We start from the raw sequence: 13,946 nt of genomic DNA on the forward strand, positions 1-13,946 counted from the left end.
GGCGCCCATGCATGTCACGCCTCGTTACAGCGATTTCCCCGAGTCCTGGGATTTAGGCACGATCGAAACGGCCCCTTTGGATTCGAACAAAGCCAAGCGGACGTTCTCGGGCGTTTGATGTCCGTGCTCGCGCAGGATCGCGTCGAGGTCAACGCGGGTAATCCCACATCGTTTCATGTTGGGCTCCTGCAACTGCCCGTCGCGGATCAGCACCCGCACCGGTTTGTCGACCACGCGGCGCATCCACGGAATGAAGCGAAGACGAGCCACAACGTCGTGCGCGGCGACCAATGTCAGCAGCGCCGCAGCCCCGGTGAACCACGACGTATCCGCCGCGGTAGCGGTGCGGCCAATGACGGCGCCGATCGCGACGGCGGTTACCCAATCGAACGGCGTGAGCGCAGCGATGGTGCGGCGCAGAGTAAACCGGAAAGCTCCTGCCGCGGTGACAAATAGTGCAAGCGCCTTGAGTGCTGCGTAGCCGGCAGGGCGCCATCCATCGAATAACTGCAGCAGCACCTCTCGCATCACAACCACCCATCCCGCCGGGCCGGGTCGCCCTGGGCACGTGTAGGTGCTTCCGCGAAACGCGCCTTGCCTTGAACCATTGTCATCTCCTCGCTTGTTGTGACCGCGCCACCGCTAACGCGGTGGTGTAGCGGATCGCCCGGGTTCGTGTTGGGTAAACGGGGTATTCGCTGCGCCCGGCGCTACCTGGCGGTTGGTCACGAACCTGGTGTCTGCGCTGATAGCATCCGAGCGGTGCCGGCGGCCAAAGAGACTGATCCCGACGAGACCGGCGGGCGGTTGAGCGCATTCATCCGCAGTTCTGACTACGTGCGCAAGTGGCTCGTTCTCGGCATCGCGATCGGTGTCATTGCTGGCGCCGGGGCGGTGGTCTTCTTCCTGCTACTGAAATACGCCGGCGAGTTCCTCCTCGGTTATCTGGCGGGCTACCACATTCCGACCCCAGTCGGGGAGGACGGCAACCATGCCTCCTCAGGCATGGACCGACCGTGGGCCATTCCGTTGGTCACGACAGCCGGTGCGTTATTGTCGGCGATCATCGTCGCTTGGCTTGCCCCGGAAGCCGAAGGCCACGGCACAGACGAGGCGATCGAGGCGGTCCACACCTACCCCGGCAGCATCCGCGGCCGGGTCGTGCTGGTGAAGATGGTGGCCAGCGCGCTAACTATCGGCTCGGGCGGTTCAGGTGGTCGTGAGGGACCTACGGCCCAGATATCGGCAGGTTTCGGATCGCTGCTGACCCGGAAGCTGAATTTGTCTGACAAGGACGCCAGGATCGCGGTTGCCGTGGGAATCGGCTCGGGCATCGGCGCTATTTTCGGCGCACCGCTGGGCGGAGCCGTGCTGGCCACGGCGATCATCTATCGCGAAGACCTTGAGTACCGTTCGCTAGTACCCGGTTTCATCGCGTCTGCGACGGCATATGCGGTGCTGGGTTCGATCATGGGTTTCGAGCCTTTGTTCGGCTTTGTCGACGCCGAATACCGCTTCGAAGCCGCCTGGCCGCTGCTGTGGTTCGCGGTAATCGGTGTAGTCGCCGCCGCGACCGGCTACCTGTACGCCCGCGTCTTCTATTGGACGATGGCGTTGACCGATCGACTCCCCGGCGGAGTGCTCAAGCCCGCCATCGGCGGACTGCTGGTCGGGCTGCTCGGACTCGTGATACCTCAGGTCCTCAGCAGCGGCTACGGGTGGATTCAAGAAGCCCTCACACGGCAAACCCTGATGACGATTCCGTTGTGGATCGTCATCGTCCTGCCGATCGCCAAAATCGTTGCCACGTCGCTATCGATCGGCACCGGCGGATCGGGCGGGATCTTCGGCCCCGGCATCGTGATCGGCGCCTTCGTCGGGGCAGCGATCTGGCGGCTGGCCGACGTCTTCGACCTTCCCGGCGTGCCAGACGACCCCGGCATCTTCGTCGTGGTGGGCATGATGGCATGCTTCGGCAGCGTCGCCCATGCACCGCTCGCCATCATGATCATGGTGGCCGAAATGACGGGATCCTTCGCGGCGATACCCGGAGCGATAATCGCGGTGGGCATCGCGTCGTTGCTGATGTCCCGCAGTGGCGTAAGCATTTACCGGTCTCAGCGTCTTGATCGCGAGACGGCTGCGGCCGAACGCGCAGCCGCGCGCGAACGGCCAAGCTAGCCGACTTCTTACTATCGAGACATAGCTTTCTCGATGGCCGCTCGCTGTTGCTCGGACCGTGTCGAGCCCGGTTGGCGCACGTATCGAGACCAGGTCAAAACGGCCGCAAAAGCATAGAACGCCAAGAAAATCCAATACGCAGGCGTCTCTGTGCCGGTACTGAGATACGACTGCCGCAGCGCCAGGTTGATTGCCACGCCGCCGAGCGCGCCGAACGCCGCGACAAAGCCGATGACGGCGCCCGATGTCGCTTCGGACCAATGCCGGCGTTCGGCTTCACTGACGGCCAGCAAATGGCTGCGCGCATCGAAAACAGACGGGATCATTTTGTACACTGCGCCGTTGCCGAACCCAGACAGCATGAAAAGGACCATGAAGCCGCCGATATAGCCGATTATCGTCAGTGCTGTAGTGCAACCGGGATTATGAGCGTCGAGCGTGCTGACGCCGACCAGCAGTACGGTGGTAAACCCCATGGCGGCGAAGACCACCAGCGCGACGCGGCTGCCGCCGAGACGGTCGGCGATTCTGCCGCCATAGATTCGTGCCAGCGAACCCAAAGCCGGCCCGATAAAGGCAAACTCAGCGGAATGCAGCGCTGCCTGCGCATGAGTTTGACCGGCCGCAGCAAAGTTAACTTGCAGTACCAGGCCGAAGGCGAACGAGAACCCGATCCATGATCCGAAGGTACCGAGGTAGAGCAGCGCGAGCAGCCAGGTGTCACGCTCAGAAAGAATTTCGCGCAGATGGCTTACCTCCGTGGGATGCTCGAGGTTGTCCATGAAACGCGCCGCCCCGACTGCAGCAACAGTCAGCAACACGAGATAAAGTCCACAGACCCAGTACGGTTGGCGATGGCCGACAAGGGCGACCACGAGCAGCCCGATCAACTGGATCACGGGGACGCCAAGATTGCCGGCTCCAGCGTTGAATCCCAACGCCGAACCCTTGAGCCGATGTGGGTAAAAGGAATTGGTATTAGTCATCGACGCGGCGTAGTTGGCGCCGCCGCAGCCGGTCAGCGCCGCGCACACGAGGTACGGCCACAGCGGTAGGCCGGGATGCGCTAACAACGCGATCGTGGCACTGGTCGGTACCAGCAATATCAGGATTGAGAACACTGTCCAGTCACGACCACCGAACTGCGCGATACCCAACGAATATGGGATCCGCAGGCATGCCGCGACCAAAGTGGCGGTGGCGCCGAGCAGGAACTTGTCGGCTGCGGAAAATCCATACACGCTTTGCGGCATGAACAGCACCATCACCGGCCAGAGTGTCCAGATGCCGAAGGCGAGGTGATCGCAGGCGACCATCCAGAGCAGATTGCGACGAGCGATCGTACTATTGCCCGCTTCCCACGCGACCGTGTCTTCGGGGTTCCATTCCGAAATACGATGTGAGCGGGTCATTTACACCTTCCCTGTAGAATGCTAAGCGGACAATGACGCGCATTACCTTGTAAAACAAGGGCTTATCGGCATCCCATGAGTCATGGCCATGCTGCAGCAGAGCCTGGGTCATCGCTTTCGAGCGGTGAGAATCAGGTATTCCCAGTCCATCACGCCGTCAGTCATGTGCCGCTGCGCGAGTTCGGTAAGTTGCTTGTCGAGCGTCGCTGCCAGCACGGTGTTTGTGCCGATCTGGCGGTAAGCGTTGATTGTCGGGCCGTACTGGTGCTTGAAATATTCATGCACCGCCTCGGCGCTGTCGAAGCGGTCCACCCTCAACATGGCGCGCCTGGCGCAGATATCAACGACGCGGTCACCCAACAGCCCGGTGATATAGTCCTCACGCCCCCACAGCGCCGCCGGCGGCACACCTGGCGGCAGCGTCGGCCGGTACGGCCTAATGGCTGCCAGCATCTGGCCGAAGAATCCTTCTGGTGTCCAGCTGGTCAGGCCAATCGTGCCGCCGGATCGGCAGACTCTCACCAGCTCGTTGGCTGCCTGCTGATGATGCGGGGCAAACATCACGCCGATCGCTGAGAGGACCGCGTCGAATTCACCGTCTGCGAACGGCAGCCATTCGGCATTGGCTTCACACCATTCAAACGCCACACCCTGTTCCGCCGCCCGTAGCCGGGAGCGCTGAAGCAGCTCCGGTGTCAGGTCGCTGGAAACGACGGTGGCGCCCGTCTTGGCGGCGGGTATCGAAATGTTGCCGGAACCGGCGGCGACATCCAGCACGCGGTCACCCGGACCGATGTCGGTGGCGCCGACCAGCACCGGTCCGAGTGGGGACATCACCTGCTCGGCCATGAGCGCGTAGTCGCCGATCGCCCACACTGCCTGGTTTGTGGTTGCCACAGGCGCTTCGCCGCTAAGGGTGTCGATGCGCATCAAAATCTCCTGCCTAACAAGGGGTGGCTGCTCCAACACCCCCGTCGGTGGCACGGCAGCGAAACATCGCAACCCGAGCCAATCGTTACCTACAGCTATAGTAATACTAGGAAATAGTTTGTCTTTACCATAGTAGTTGCCTGCTAAACTGCTGGACGTGCCTGTGAACATCCCGGAGTCAGATCCCACAACGAAGCAAACCGGGCCCACCAAGGGGACTGGATAAGCGGACCAATGGCCACCAAAAGCGCGACGGCATCCGAGGAGTCAGTGGATGCGATCACCGACGCATTGCTGACCGCGTCGCGGTTGCTGGTGGCGATCTCGGCTCACTCGATCGCCTTGGTCGACGAGTCCATCACCATCCCGCAGTTCCGGACCCTGGTGATCTTGTCCAACCGCGGGCCGATCAACCTGGCCACGCTGGCTGGTCTGCTCGGCGTGAAACCGTCGGCCGCTGGGCGGATGGTCGACCGACTCGTCAGCGCCGGTCTGATCGACCGCAAACCGCATCCGACCTCACGGCGTGAATTGCTGGCGGCCCTGACGGCACGCGGACGAAAAGTCGTCGGGCAGGTCACGTCGCACCGGCGCGCCGAAATCGCCCGCATCGTCGAGAAAATGCCACAGTCCGAACGACACGGGCTGGTCCGTGCCTTGACCGCGTTTACCGCCGCCGGGGGAGAGCCGGCCGCATACCTCGATGTCGAGGCGTAGGCCAATCCACTTGATTATCGCTTCTCGGCTTGCGCGCATTGGTGATGCAGTGGATGGCTCGACCGCTTGTCTGTAACGGCGCCACTTGTCGTCGCCGATATCAGCCCGAGTCCCTCCGCGCCGCCGCCGCTACGTCACGAGCCGCCCAATGAGAACGTAGAGAGCCCAAGCGAAGATAGCCGTCATAACGACGATCTCTCGCCAGGCCAGCTCAGGGTTGGCTTGGATGGCAAAGGACATGAGTTTCCTTGGCGCAACGTCGGATTCGGGGGCAACGCTCTGGGCCAATGGCTTGCTGAAGCGGTGAAAGAAGATTTGGATTAGCAACATCCCGACAATCAGCCCGGTGATGAAGCTGAGTTCCCGCATTTCAGTCAGGAATAAAAGGACCACCAGCGTCACGATGATGATCAGTGTGACGCTGTCATAGATGCTGATAATGCGACCACCGCGCCGGTAATATGCCGCGATCCGTTTGATTCGGGTGGGGTAGGGCACCAGGAATCCGATCGCGAACTTCACAAGCCCCTGAACACAGAATGCGATCAAGATGATCGTGAGCGCGGTCGACATTTCAAGTACCTCCGAGCATGAAGTATCGCAGCCACAGATAGCCGGCCGCGAGTGCGATGGATACCGCGGTGACCAGTGCGCCCTTGCGGGTGAATTCCCAAAAGGAGATGGGATAGCCTGCGCGCCGGGCGATTCCGAGCATGACGACATTGGCGCTAGCCCCGACGGCAGTCAGGTTGCCGCCGAAGTCCGCACCGAGTGCCAGCGCCCACCACAGTGTGTCCGGATCGACCCCGCCGGGCATGGCCGCGACCAGTTCAGTGACGATCGGTGTCATCGTGGCGACGTAGGGGATGTTGTCGATGATGCCCGATACAGGTGCTGAGATGCCGAGGACCAGCATGGTGGTCAATGATTCGTCGCCCCCGGTCAGCTCGGTCGCTGCATGCGCCAGCTCGTCGATGACACCGGTTTTCACCAACGCGCCGACCATGACGAACAGGCCGGCGAAGAACAGCAGCGTGTCCCATTCGACGTTGGACAGGTAATCCGATCGCTGCAGCCCGGAGATCACGATCAGGATGCCGGCGCCCAGCAGCGCGACGACGGATGGTTCGATGTGAAGCACTGGATGAGCGATGAAAGCGGCGAACACGAGCGCCAGGACAACGCCGCACTTGACCAGCAACCCGCGGTCGCGAATGGCCTCGCGTTCGTCTAGTGACATGACGTCGGCCACCCGCTCGGCATCAACAGTGAAAGAGCCTCGGAACAACAGCGGTAGCAGTGCGACAAAGACGATCAACACGATGACGACGATCGGGGCCATGTGCACAAGGAAGTCGTTGAACGTCAACCCTGCGCGGCTGGCGATGATGATGTTGGGCGGGTCACCGACTAGCGTTGCGGCACCACCGATGTTGGAGGCGAACACCTCGGCCATCAGAAATGGCGCGGCGTTGATTGCGAGGCGGTCGCACACCAGCAGCGTGACCGGGGCGATCAACAACACTGTGGTCACGTTGTCCAGCAATGCTGATCCGACCGCCATCACCACGACGAGCAGGATCATGATCCGTAACGGAGAACCGTTGGCGCGTTTGGCCGCCCAGATCGCGACGTATTCGAAGACACCGGTGTGCCGGAGCACGCTGACGACGATCATCATGCCCAGCAGCAAAAAGATGACGTCCCAGTCGATTCCGGTGGCATGCGAGTAGAAGACGTCGTCGGAGCGGATCACCGGCAGTACCGAAACGACTGCCGCGCCCGCCAGGGCCACCAGTGTCTTGTTGAGGCGATCGCTGGCGATCAATGCGTAGGCGACGACGAAAACTGCTACCGCGACGATGCTCATGGGCGGCAGTGTGGTTCGCCGCCGCGCCTTACCGGGACAGCGTCGGAGATGACCGGCGATTGCCCCAGCACCGGGCCGAGCGCGGTTCTGCCAACGGTGTAGCCCATAACCCTTCCCCGGTCGTACGACAATGTCGCCGACCAGGCTTCCCGGCACACCGAATTGTCACGCTATCAGCCCCGGGTACCGGATGCGTCAAGGTTTCAACGCCGCCGCCAGCAGGCGCGATGCGGTGATCACTCCGTGTAGCGCGCCGTCCTTGACCACAGCGATAAGCGGACTTCGCGAGCGCGCCATCATCGCGGCCACTTCGATGATGGTGTCGTCCGCGTCGGCGGAGGGCACGTTGAGCAAGTGGTCGGGAAGCACGTCGCGCACCGCCTTGCCACCCAGCTTGTCGGCTGCGCGGTCCGCCATTGATTCGTCGATCACACCGGCCAGCGAGGGATCGTCTTGGACGTAGCGGGGCACGATGAACCGGACGACCTGCGAAGCCGGCAGCACCGCGTATGGCTTACCCGACGAGTCTGTGACCACGATCCCGGGCAACCGATGTTCGGCAAGCATTCGGGCCGCGTCCAGTGCACTGGAATCGATGGCTATGACCGGGAATTCCTCGGCGATGTCCTCTGCGCGCATACTGCGACGATACGTCGATTCCGGCCGGGGTAAGGGCGTGCGCTGGTTTTCAGCTCAACAGGAAGTAACGCACCCAGAGGTAGATCGCCGAGAGCGCCAAGGACATGGTCGTTACCACGACGCCTTTGCGGGTGAATTCCCAAAAGGAGATGGGATTGTCTGCGCGCCGGGCGATTCCGAGGATCACGACGTTGGCGCTAGCGCCCACGGCGGTCAGATTGCCACCGAAGTCGGTGCCGAGGGCAAGTGCCCACCACAGCACATTCGGATAGGCATGATCACTTACCGACGGGAGCAGCTCGGCGACGATCGGTGTCATCGTCGCGGCGTACGGAACGTTGTTGACGATTCCGCTGAACACCAAGGACACGGCCAGGATCAGCATCGTCGTCAACAATGCGTTGCCGCCCGTTGCCGTGGTGGCCAACCGTGCCAACTGGTTGATGACACCGGTTTTGACCAGCGCACCGACCATGATGAACAGGCCGGCAAAGAACAGCAACGTGTCCCATTCGACGCTGGACAGATAATCGGACCGCTCGACACCCGATATCACGATCAGGATCCCGGCGCCGAGCAGTGCGACCACCGACGGGTCCATGTGCAGCAGCGAGTGTGCGACAAACGCAGCGAACACCGCCACCAAGACAACACCACACTTGATCAGCAGGCCCGGGTCCCGGATGGCTTCGCGTTCCTCCAGAGCCATCACGTCCGCGACCCGCGCAGGGTCGACCGCGAAGGCGCCGGGAAACAGGCGCGGCAGCATTAGGGCCAGGACTCCGATGATGATGATCACCACCGGTGTCAGGTGAACCAGGAAGTCGTTGAACGTCAGGCCGCCGCGGCTGGCGATGATGATGTTCGGCGGGTCACCGACCAACGTCGCCGCGCCGCCGATGTTGGACGCAAAGGCCTCGGCCATCAAAAACGGCGCCGCGTTGATCTCGAGGCGATCGCACACGAGCAGAGTGACCGGCGCGATCAACAACACCGTCGTGACGTTGTCCAGGAGCGCCGAACCGAACGCGGTAACCAAAACTAGGAGGATCATGATGCGCAGCGGCGAGCCCTTCGCGCGCTTGGCAGCCCAGATGGCGACGTATTCGAAGACGCCGGTCTGTCGCAGCACGCTGACGATGATCATCATGCCCAGCAGCAGAAAGATGACATCCCAGTCGATTCCGGTTTCGGGAGAGTAGAAGATGTCGTCGGACCGGATAACCGGCAGGATGCACACAATCGCCGCACCCGCGAGCGCTATCAGCGTTTTGTCGATGCGGTCGTAAGTGATCAGCGCATAGGCGATCACGAACACCGTGATGGCGATAACGCTCATCTGCCGGCCCGTCGCTCGTCGCTCAAGCGGCTCCCGATCAACGTTTCGGGCCGCGCCCAGTGAGCGTTGCTGCGGCACTGGATGTCGAGACCATGGTGTACTCCCGGGTCGCTGGACAACGATGCCGACCAGGCTTCCCGGCTCACCGCAGCTCAACCTATATCAGCCGCGGGAGCGATGCTCAGCATGCCGGGCCATTCGTGCCCAGCCTGCGTACACTGGCGGGATGCTTGAACAGATCCGCGGGCCCGCCGATCTGCAGCACCTTTCGCAAGCGGAACTGCGCGGTCTAGCTCGCGAAATCCGCGAGTTTCTGATCCACAAGGTCGCCGCCACCGGGGGGCATCTGGGGCCCAACTTGGGCGTCGTGGAGCTGACGCTGGCGCTGCACCGAGTGTTCGACTCCCCGCACGACCCGATCATCTTCGACACGGGGCATCAGGCCTACGTGCACAAGATGCTGACCGGCCGCTGCGCCGATTTCGAGACGCTGCGCAAGAAGGGCGGGCTGTCGGGCTATCCGTCGCGCGCCGAGAGCGAGCACGACTGGGTTGAGTCCAGCCACGCCAGCGCGGCGCTGTCCTACGCCGACGGGCTGGCCAAGGCATTCGAGCTGACCGGGCACCGCAACCGGCACGTGGTCGCGGTGGTCGGCGACGGCGCGCTCACCGGCGGCATGTGCTGGGAAGCATTGAACAACATCGCCGCGGCGCGGCGCCCGGTGATCATCGTCGTCAACGACAACGGCCGCAGCTACGCCCCGACGTTCGGCGGCTTCGCGAACCACCTGGCCATGCTGCGGCTGCAGCCCAGCTACGAGCACCTGCTGGAGCGCGGCCGCACCGCGGTGCGCGGCATGCCGGTGATCGGCGAGCTGGTCTACCACTTCATGCACAGCGTCAAAGCCGGCGTCAAGGATGCGTTGAGCCCGCAGCTGCTGTTCACCGACCTCGGGCTGAAGTACGTCGGGCCGGTCGATGGCCACGACGAGCACGCCGTCGAGACCGCGCTGCGCAGTGCCCGCGGGTTCGGCGGACCGGTGCTGGTGCACGTCGCCACCCGCAAGGGCAACGGCTACGGCCCGGCCGAGAACGACGAGGCCGAGCAGATGCACTCCTGCGGGGTGATCGACCCGGCGACCGGCCTGGCCACCTCAGTGCCCGGCCCCGGTTGGACGGCGACGTTCTCCGAGGCGCTGATCGAGTACGGTGCCAAGCGCCGCGACGTCGTCGCGATCACCGCGGCCATGTCAGGCCCCACCGGGCTCACGGCGTTCGGGCAGCGGTTCCCGGACCGGTTGTTCGACGTCGGCATCGCCGAGCAGCACGCGATGACGTCGGCGGCCGGGCTGGCCATGGGCGGGCTGCACCCAGTCGTGGCGATCTACTCGACGTTCCTCAACCGCGCATTCGACCAGATCATGATGGATGTGGCGCTGCACAAGCTGCCGGTCACCATGGTGCTCGACCGGGCGGGGGTCACCGGGCCCGACGGCGCCAGCCACAACGGCATGTGGGACCTGTCGATGCTGGGCATCGTGCCCGGCATTCGGGTGGCGGCCCCCCGCGATGCCACCCGGCTGCGCGAGGAACTCGGCGAGGCGCTCGACGTCAACGACGGCCCGACGGCCATCCGCTTCCCGAAAGGTGATGTGGGCCAAGACATTCCGGCGCTCCAGCGCCGCTCCGGCGTGGACGTGCTTGCGCTGCCCGCCGACAGGCTGAACCACGACGTGCTGCTGGTGACGGTCGGCGCGTTCGCGTCGATGGCGCTGGCAGTGGCCGAGCGGCTGCGCAACCAGGGCATCGGCGTGACGGTGATCGACCCGCGCTGGGTGCTGCCGGTCTCGGATACGGTGTTCGACTTGGCGACGACGCACAAGCTCGTCGTCACGCTGGAGGACAACGGCGTAGCCGGAGGTGTGGGCTCCGCGGTATCGGCGGCGTTGCGTCGCAACGAGATCGACGTGCCATGCCGCGATGTCGGTCTGCCGCAACAGTTCTTCGACCACGCGTCGCGCGGCGAGGTGCTCGCCGAGGTCGGGCTGACCGAGCAGGACGTGGCTCGTCAGATCACCGGATGGGTTGCGGCCCTAGGCAGTTCGGTGGCCGAAGCCGAGATCCGCGAGCACCTCGACTAGGCTGCTCGCGCCACTAAGCCAGCGCCGCGACCAGGACCGGAACCACCAGCTCCCGCTGCCACGCGCGGGCCTGGCTGGCGCGCAGAAACTCGTCGACCGCTTGCCCGCCACCGCCTTCCCAGTCCCAGCACAGCCGTCGCACCAGGTCGGGGGAGATCAAGTTCTCCATCGGCACCGACACCCGCTGCGCCAACTCCCCGAGCGCCGTGCGAGCCGCCTCCAGCCGCGCCGCGGCTTCGGGTTTGCGCTTCGTCCAGCGCGCTGGCGGCGGCGGACCGTTGGGCTGGTCGTCGTCGTCGAGCGAACCAGTGTTCTCCCGGGCGGCCTGCAGCGCCGCCAACCAGGTCGCCGCGCCGCGGCGCTGCTTGCGCCCGCCGAATATCGGCAGGGCCATCAGGTCGTCTACGGTCTTCGGGTCGGCCAAAGCGGCGTCGATGATCGCCGAATCGGGCAGGATGCGGCCGGGCGCAATATCGCGGCGCTGGGCGATACGGTCACGCGCCGTCCACAATTCGCGGACCGCGGCCAATCCCCGCCGGTCACGCACCTTGTGGATGCCCGACGTGCGACGCCACCGGTCACGCCGGGTGGGTTGGGCGACGTAATTCCGCAAGTGCTCGAATTCCTCTGCGGCCCAAGCTGTTTTGCCTTGCTCAGCCAGCACGGCGGCGATCGCGTCGCGCAGGTCGATCAGGACTTCGACGTCCAGCGCCGCGTAGTTGAGCCAGGCCGCCGGCAGCGGACGCTTGGACCAGTCGGCCGCGCCGTGCCCCTTGACCAACCCCAGGCCCAGCAGCCGCTGCACCATCGCCGCCAGGTTGACTCGGTCGAATCCGGCCAGCCGGCCGGCCAATTCGGTGTCGTACAGCGTGGGTGGCCGCATGCCGACTTCGGCCAAGCACGGCAGATCCTGGTCGGCGGCGTGCAGGATCCATTCGTCGTCGGCGAGCACCTCGGCGACGGGCCGCAGCACGGCCAGCGAGTCGCCGCCGTGGCTGACCGGATCGATCAGCACGGTGCCGGCGCCGGCCCGCCGGATCTGAATCAGGTAGGCGCGGTTGGAGTAACGGAAGCCCGACGCGCGCTCGGCGTCCACCGCGAACGGTCCGCGGCCGCCGGCCAGCCGTTCGGCGGCCGCCTTGATCTCGGTGGCGGTCACCGACAGGTCGGGCACTCCGTCGGCGGGATGAAGCAGCGGCGTGGCTTCGGGTTCCGTGCTCTCGGTTTGATCGGGCGCCGCGTCGGGCATGTCAGGCGCGGGATCGCGAGCCGAGGTCGGTCACCCCCACCGGCGGCAACCCCGCGGCATGCTCGAGCACCTCGCAAAACGCCTCGACGTGAGTGCCGATGTCGAGCGTGGTCGCGGTCCACGACGCCCGCAGTTCCAGCTGATGGGCACGCGGCGGCCCGGAGATGTCGCCGTAGCGCACCGAGGTGGTGGCGGTGACGGTACCGCCGAGCGCGGTGACATGTTCGGCGCGCGCATCCAGCGCGTCAACCAACCAGCTCCATGCCACCTCGGGCAGCAGCGGGTCGACGGCTTCGCTGGAGTCCAGGTCGGCCTGGATGTAGGCGACCAGCCGCATGGTGCCGTCCCAGGCGTCGGCGCCGTCGGGGTCATACAGCAGGATCAGCCGACCGAACGCATCCCCGTCTGAGCGCTCCGGAACGATCGCGGCGTCGGGGTGCTTCACCTCCGCACCCAGCGCATAGCTGTACGGCGCGAGGCGCTGCGGGGGCCGGATGGGGCCCAGCTCGATTTCGGACCGCACGGTCGCGGCGTTCATCGCCGCCACTGCCTCGCGGAAGGGGACCGGTTCGGCTGAGGTCACGACATTTGACGGTAGACCTAACCCCCGACGAGGGGGAACAGGCGCGCCGCTCCCAGTCTGGGCTACTGGCGGGTATCCCCCGAGAACCGTGCGGGACGCTTCTCCCGGTGCGCCGCCAGCCCCTCTTGCACATCGGGCCCGCTGAACGCCAGAAACTCCAGGCCAAGCGAGGTTTCGAACGCGGGCGCGAACATCCGGTACCAGTGATTGAGGGCGTGCTTGGTGAACCGGATCGCGGTTTGCGCGCCCTGGGCCAGGTCGTTCGCAATGCGGGTCGCGGTGGCCAGCACGTCGTCGTCGTCGACGCAGGTCGAGACCAGGCCGATCCGCTCGGCTTCCTCGCCGGACAGCGACTCGCAAGTGAGGAGGTAGTACTTGGCCTTGGCCATCCCGACGAGCAGCGGCCAGCAGATCGCGGCGTGGTCGCCGGCGGCCACCCCGAGCTTGGTGTGCCCGTCGATGATCTTCGCGGTGCGACTGGCCACCGACACGTCGGCGAGCAGCGCCACTACCAGCCCGGCGCCGACGGCGGCGCCGCGAATCGCCGAGACCACCGGCTTGTCGAAGTTGACCATGTTGAGCACCAGGTCGCGGGCCTCGCGCATGATGCGCATCCGGTCGGGGAACTCGCCCATCGTTTCGGCGATCAGGTCGAAGCTGCCGCCGGAGGAGAACGCCTTGCCCTCGCCGCGGACCAGCACCACCCGCACGTCGGGGTCGCGGTCGATGGCCGGCCAGATGTCGGCGAGGTCCCGGTGCATCTGGGGCCCAACGGAATTCAGCCCGGGCGCGTCGAGAACCACCTCGAGCACGCCGTTGGAGCCCGATTCGATTCGCAGACTTGGGAACTCGTCGTAGTTGACCGGCGGTTGCTGTACTGGCATAT

At 64.6% G+C, this 13,946-nt stretch carries 13 protein-coding genes; 3 read left to right on the plus strand and 10 right to left on the minus strand.

Annotated elements, in window-relative coordinates; all coding sequences use genetic code 11:
* Nucleotides 1-24 precede the first annotated feature (24 nt).
* Nucleotides 25-528, minus strand: coding sequence for a DUF421 domain-containing protein (locus MFM001_RS17845; RefSeq protein ID WP_116376652.1), 504 nt, complete (start codon nt 526-528; stop codon nt 25-27).
* A gap of 234 nt (nt 529-762) precedes the next feature.
* Here MFM001_RS17845 and MFM001_RS17850 point away from each other — a divergent pair, with 234 nt between their 5' ends.
* A complete protein-coding gene (locus MFM001_RS17850; protein ID WP_238159260.1) occupies nt 763-2,181 on the plus strand; it encodes a chloride channel protein in 1,419 nt (472 codons plus the stop codon).
* A gap of 11 nt (nt 2,182-2,192) precedes the next feature.
* Here MFM001_RS17850 and MFM001_RS17855 read toward each other — a convergent pair whose 3' ends face one another.
* Nucleotides 2,193-3,593, minus strand: a complete 1,401-nt coding sequence (locus MFM001_RS17855) for a NarK/NasA family nitrate transporter (RefSeq protein ID WP_116376598.1) — start codon at nt 3,591-3,593, stop codon at nt 2,193-2,195.
* Nucleotides 3,594-3,701: 108 nt separating this feature from the next.
* A complete protein-coding gene (locus MFM001_RS17860) occupies nt 3,702-4,523 on the minus strand; it encodes a class I SAM-dependent methyltransferase (protein ID WP_116376599.1) in 822 nt (273 codons plus the stop codon).
* Between the two features lie 234 nt (nt 4,524-4,757).
* Here MFM001_RS17860 and MFM001_RS17865 point away from each other — a divergent pair, with 234 nt between their 5' ends.
* Nucleotides 4,758-5,240, plus strand: a complete 483-nt coding sequence (locus MFM001_RS17865; protein ID WP_116376600.1) for a MarR family winged helix-turn-helix transcriptional regulator — start codon at nt 4,758-4,760, stop codon at nt 5,238-5,240.
* Nucleotides 5,241-5,369: 129 nt separating this feature from the next.
* Here MFM001_RS17865 and MFM001_RS17870 read toward each other — a convergent pair whose 3' ends face one another.
* From MFM001_RS17870 to MFM001_RS17885, 4 genes are all read right to left on the minus strand, one after another.
* Entirely contained in the window at nt 5,370-5,813 is a 444-nt protein-coding gene (locus MFM001_RS17870; protein ID WP_116376601.1) for a hypothetical protein, read from the minus strand.
* Nucleotide 5,814: 1 nt separating this feature from the next.
* Nucleotides 5,815-7,110 (minus strand): ArsB/NhaD family transporter, encoded by a 1,296-nt coding sequence (locus MFM001_RS17875; protein ID WP_116376602.1) that lies wholly within the window; start codon nt 7,108-7,110, stop codon nt 5,815-5,817.
* 195 nt (nt 7,111-7,305) lie between these two features.
* Nucleotides 7,306-7,749 carry a CBS domain-containing protein gene (locus MFM001_RS17880; RefSeq protein ID WP_116376603.1) on the minus strand — a complete coding sequence of 148 codons (444 nt, stop codon included), beginning with the start codon at nt 7,747-7,749 and terminating at the stop codon, nt 7,306-7,308.
* Nucleotides 7,750-7,798: 49 nt separating this feature from the next.
* Nucleotides 7,799-9,088 (minus strand): SLC13 family permease, encoded by a 1,290-nt coding sequence (locus MFM001_RS17885; RefSeq protein WP_116376604.1) that lies wholly within the window; start codon nt 9,086-9,088, stop codon nt 7,799-7,801.
* Nucleotides 9,089-9,314: 226 nt separating this feature from the next.
* Here MFM001_RS17885 and dxs point away from each other — a divergent pair, with 226 nt between their 5' ends.
* Nucleotides 9,315-11,228 (plus strand): 1-deoxy-D-xylulose-5-phosphate synthase, encoded by a 1,914-nt coding sequence (dxs, locus tag MFM001_RS17890; protein ID WP_116376605.1) that lies wholly within the window; start codon nt 9,315-9,317, stop codon nt 11,226-11,228.
* A 13-nt stretch (nt 11,229-11,241) separates the two neighbouring features.
* Here dxs and MFM001_RS17895 read toward each other — a convergent pair whose 3' ends face one another.
* From MFM001_RS17895 to MFM001_RS17905, 3 genes are all read right to left on the minus strand, one after another.
* Nucleotides 11,242-12,477 carry a ribonuclease D gene (locus MFM001_RS17895; RefSeq protein ID WP_116376606.1) on the minus strand — a complete coding sequence of 412 codons (1,236 nt, stop codon included), beginning with the start codon at nt 12,475-12,477 and terminating at the stop codon, nt 11,242-11,244.
* A gap of 1 nt (nt 12,478) precedes the next feature.
* The gene (locus MFM001_RS17900) at nt 12,479-13,015 is read right to left on the minus strand and encodes a DUF3000 domain-containing protein (protein ID WP_238159273.1); all 537 of its coding nucleotides are present in this window, start codon (nt 13,013-13,015) and stop codon (nt 12,479-12,481) included.
* A gap of 107 nt (nt 13,016-13,122) precedes the next feature.
* Complete coding sequence (locus MFM001_RS17905) at nt 13,123-13,944, minus strand: enoyl-CoA hydratase/isomerase family protein (protein WP_116376654.1); 822 nt, start codon at nt 13,942-13,944, stop codon at nt 13,123-13,125.
* Nucleotides 13,945-13,946 lie beyond the last annotated feature (2 nt).

The organism is Mycobacterium sp. MFM001, from assembly GCF_003402475.1.
GTDB lineage: Bacteria > Actinomycetota > Actinomycetes > Mycobacteriales > Mycobacteriaceae > Mycobacterium.

What these genes read in the sequence shown, in the direction of transcription:
- MFM001_RS17875 (WP_116376602.1), bottom strand. Translation starts at nt 7,110, where the DNA reads ATGAGCATCGTCGCGGTAGCAGTTTTCGTCGTCGCCTACGCATTGATC.
- MFM001_RS17885 (WP_116376604.1), bottom strand. Translation starts at nt 9,088, where the DNA reads ATGAGCGTTATCGCCATCACGGTGTTCGTGATCGCCTATGCGCTGATC.
- MFM001_RS17900 (WP_238159273.1), bottom strand. Translation starts at nt 13,015, where the DNA reads ATGAACGCCGCGACCGTGCGGTCCGAAATCGAGCTGGGCCCCATCCGG.
- MFM001_RS17870 (WP_116376601.1), bottom strand. Translation starts at nt 5,813, where the DNA reads ATGTCGACCGCGCTCACGATCATCTTGATCGCATTCTGTGTTCAGGGG.
- dxs (WP_116376605.1), top strand. Translation starts at nt 9,315, where the DNA reads ATGCTTGAACAGATCCGCGGGCCCGCCGATCTGCAGCACCTTTCGCAA.
- MFM001_RS17860 (WP_116376599.1), bottom strand. Translation starts at nt 4,523, where the DNA reads ATGCGCATCGACACCCTTAGCGGCGAAGCGCCTGTGGCAACCACAAAC.
- MFM001_RS17845 (WP_116376652.1), bottom strand. Translation starts at nt 528, where the DNA reads ATGCGAGAGGTGCTGCTGCAGTTATTCGATGGATGGCGCCCTGCCGGC.
- MFM001_RS17855 (WP_116376598.1), bottom strand. Translation starts at nt 3,593, where the DNA reads ATGACCCGCTCACATCGTATTTCGGAATGGAACCCCGAAGACACGGTC.
- MFM001_RS17905 (WP_116376654.1), bottom strand. Translation starts at nt 13,944, where the DNA reads ATGCCAGTACAGCAACCGCCGGTCAACTACGACGAGTTCCCAAGTCTG.
- MFM001_RS17865 (WP_116376600.1), top strand. Translation starts at nt 4,758, where the DNA reads ATGGCCACCAAAAGCGCGACGGCATCCGAGGAGTCAGTGGATGCGATC.
- MFM001_RS17880 (WP_116376603.1), bottom strand. Translation starts at nt 7,749, where the DNA reads ATGCGCGCAGAGGACATCGCCGAGGAATTCCCGGTCATAGCCATCGAT.
- MFM001_RS17895 (WP_116376606.1), bottom strand. Translation starts at nt 12,477, where the DNA reads ATGCCCGACGCGGCGCCCGATCAAACCGAGAGCACGGAACCCGAAGCC.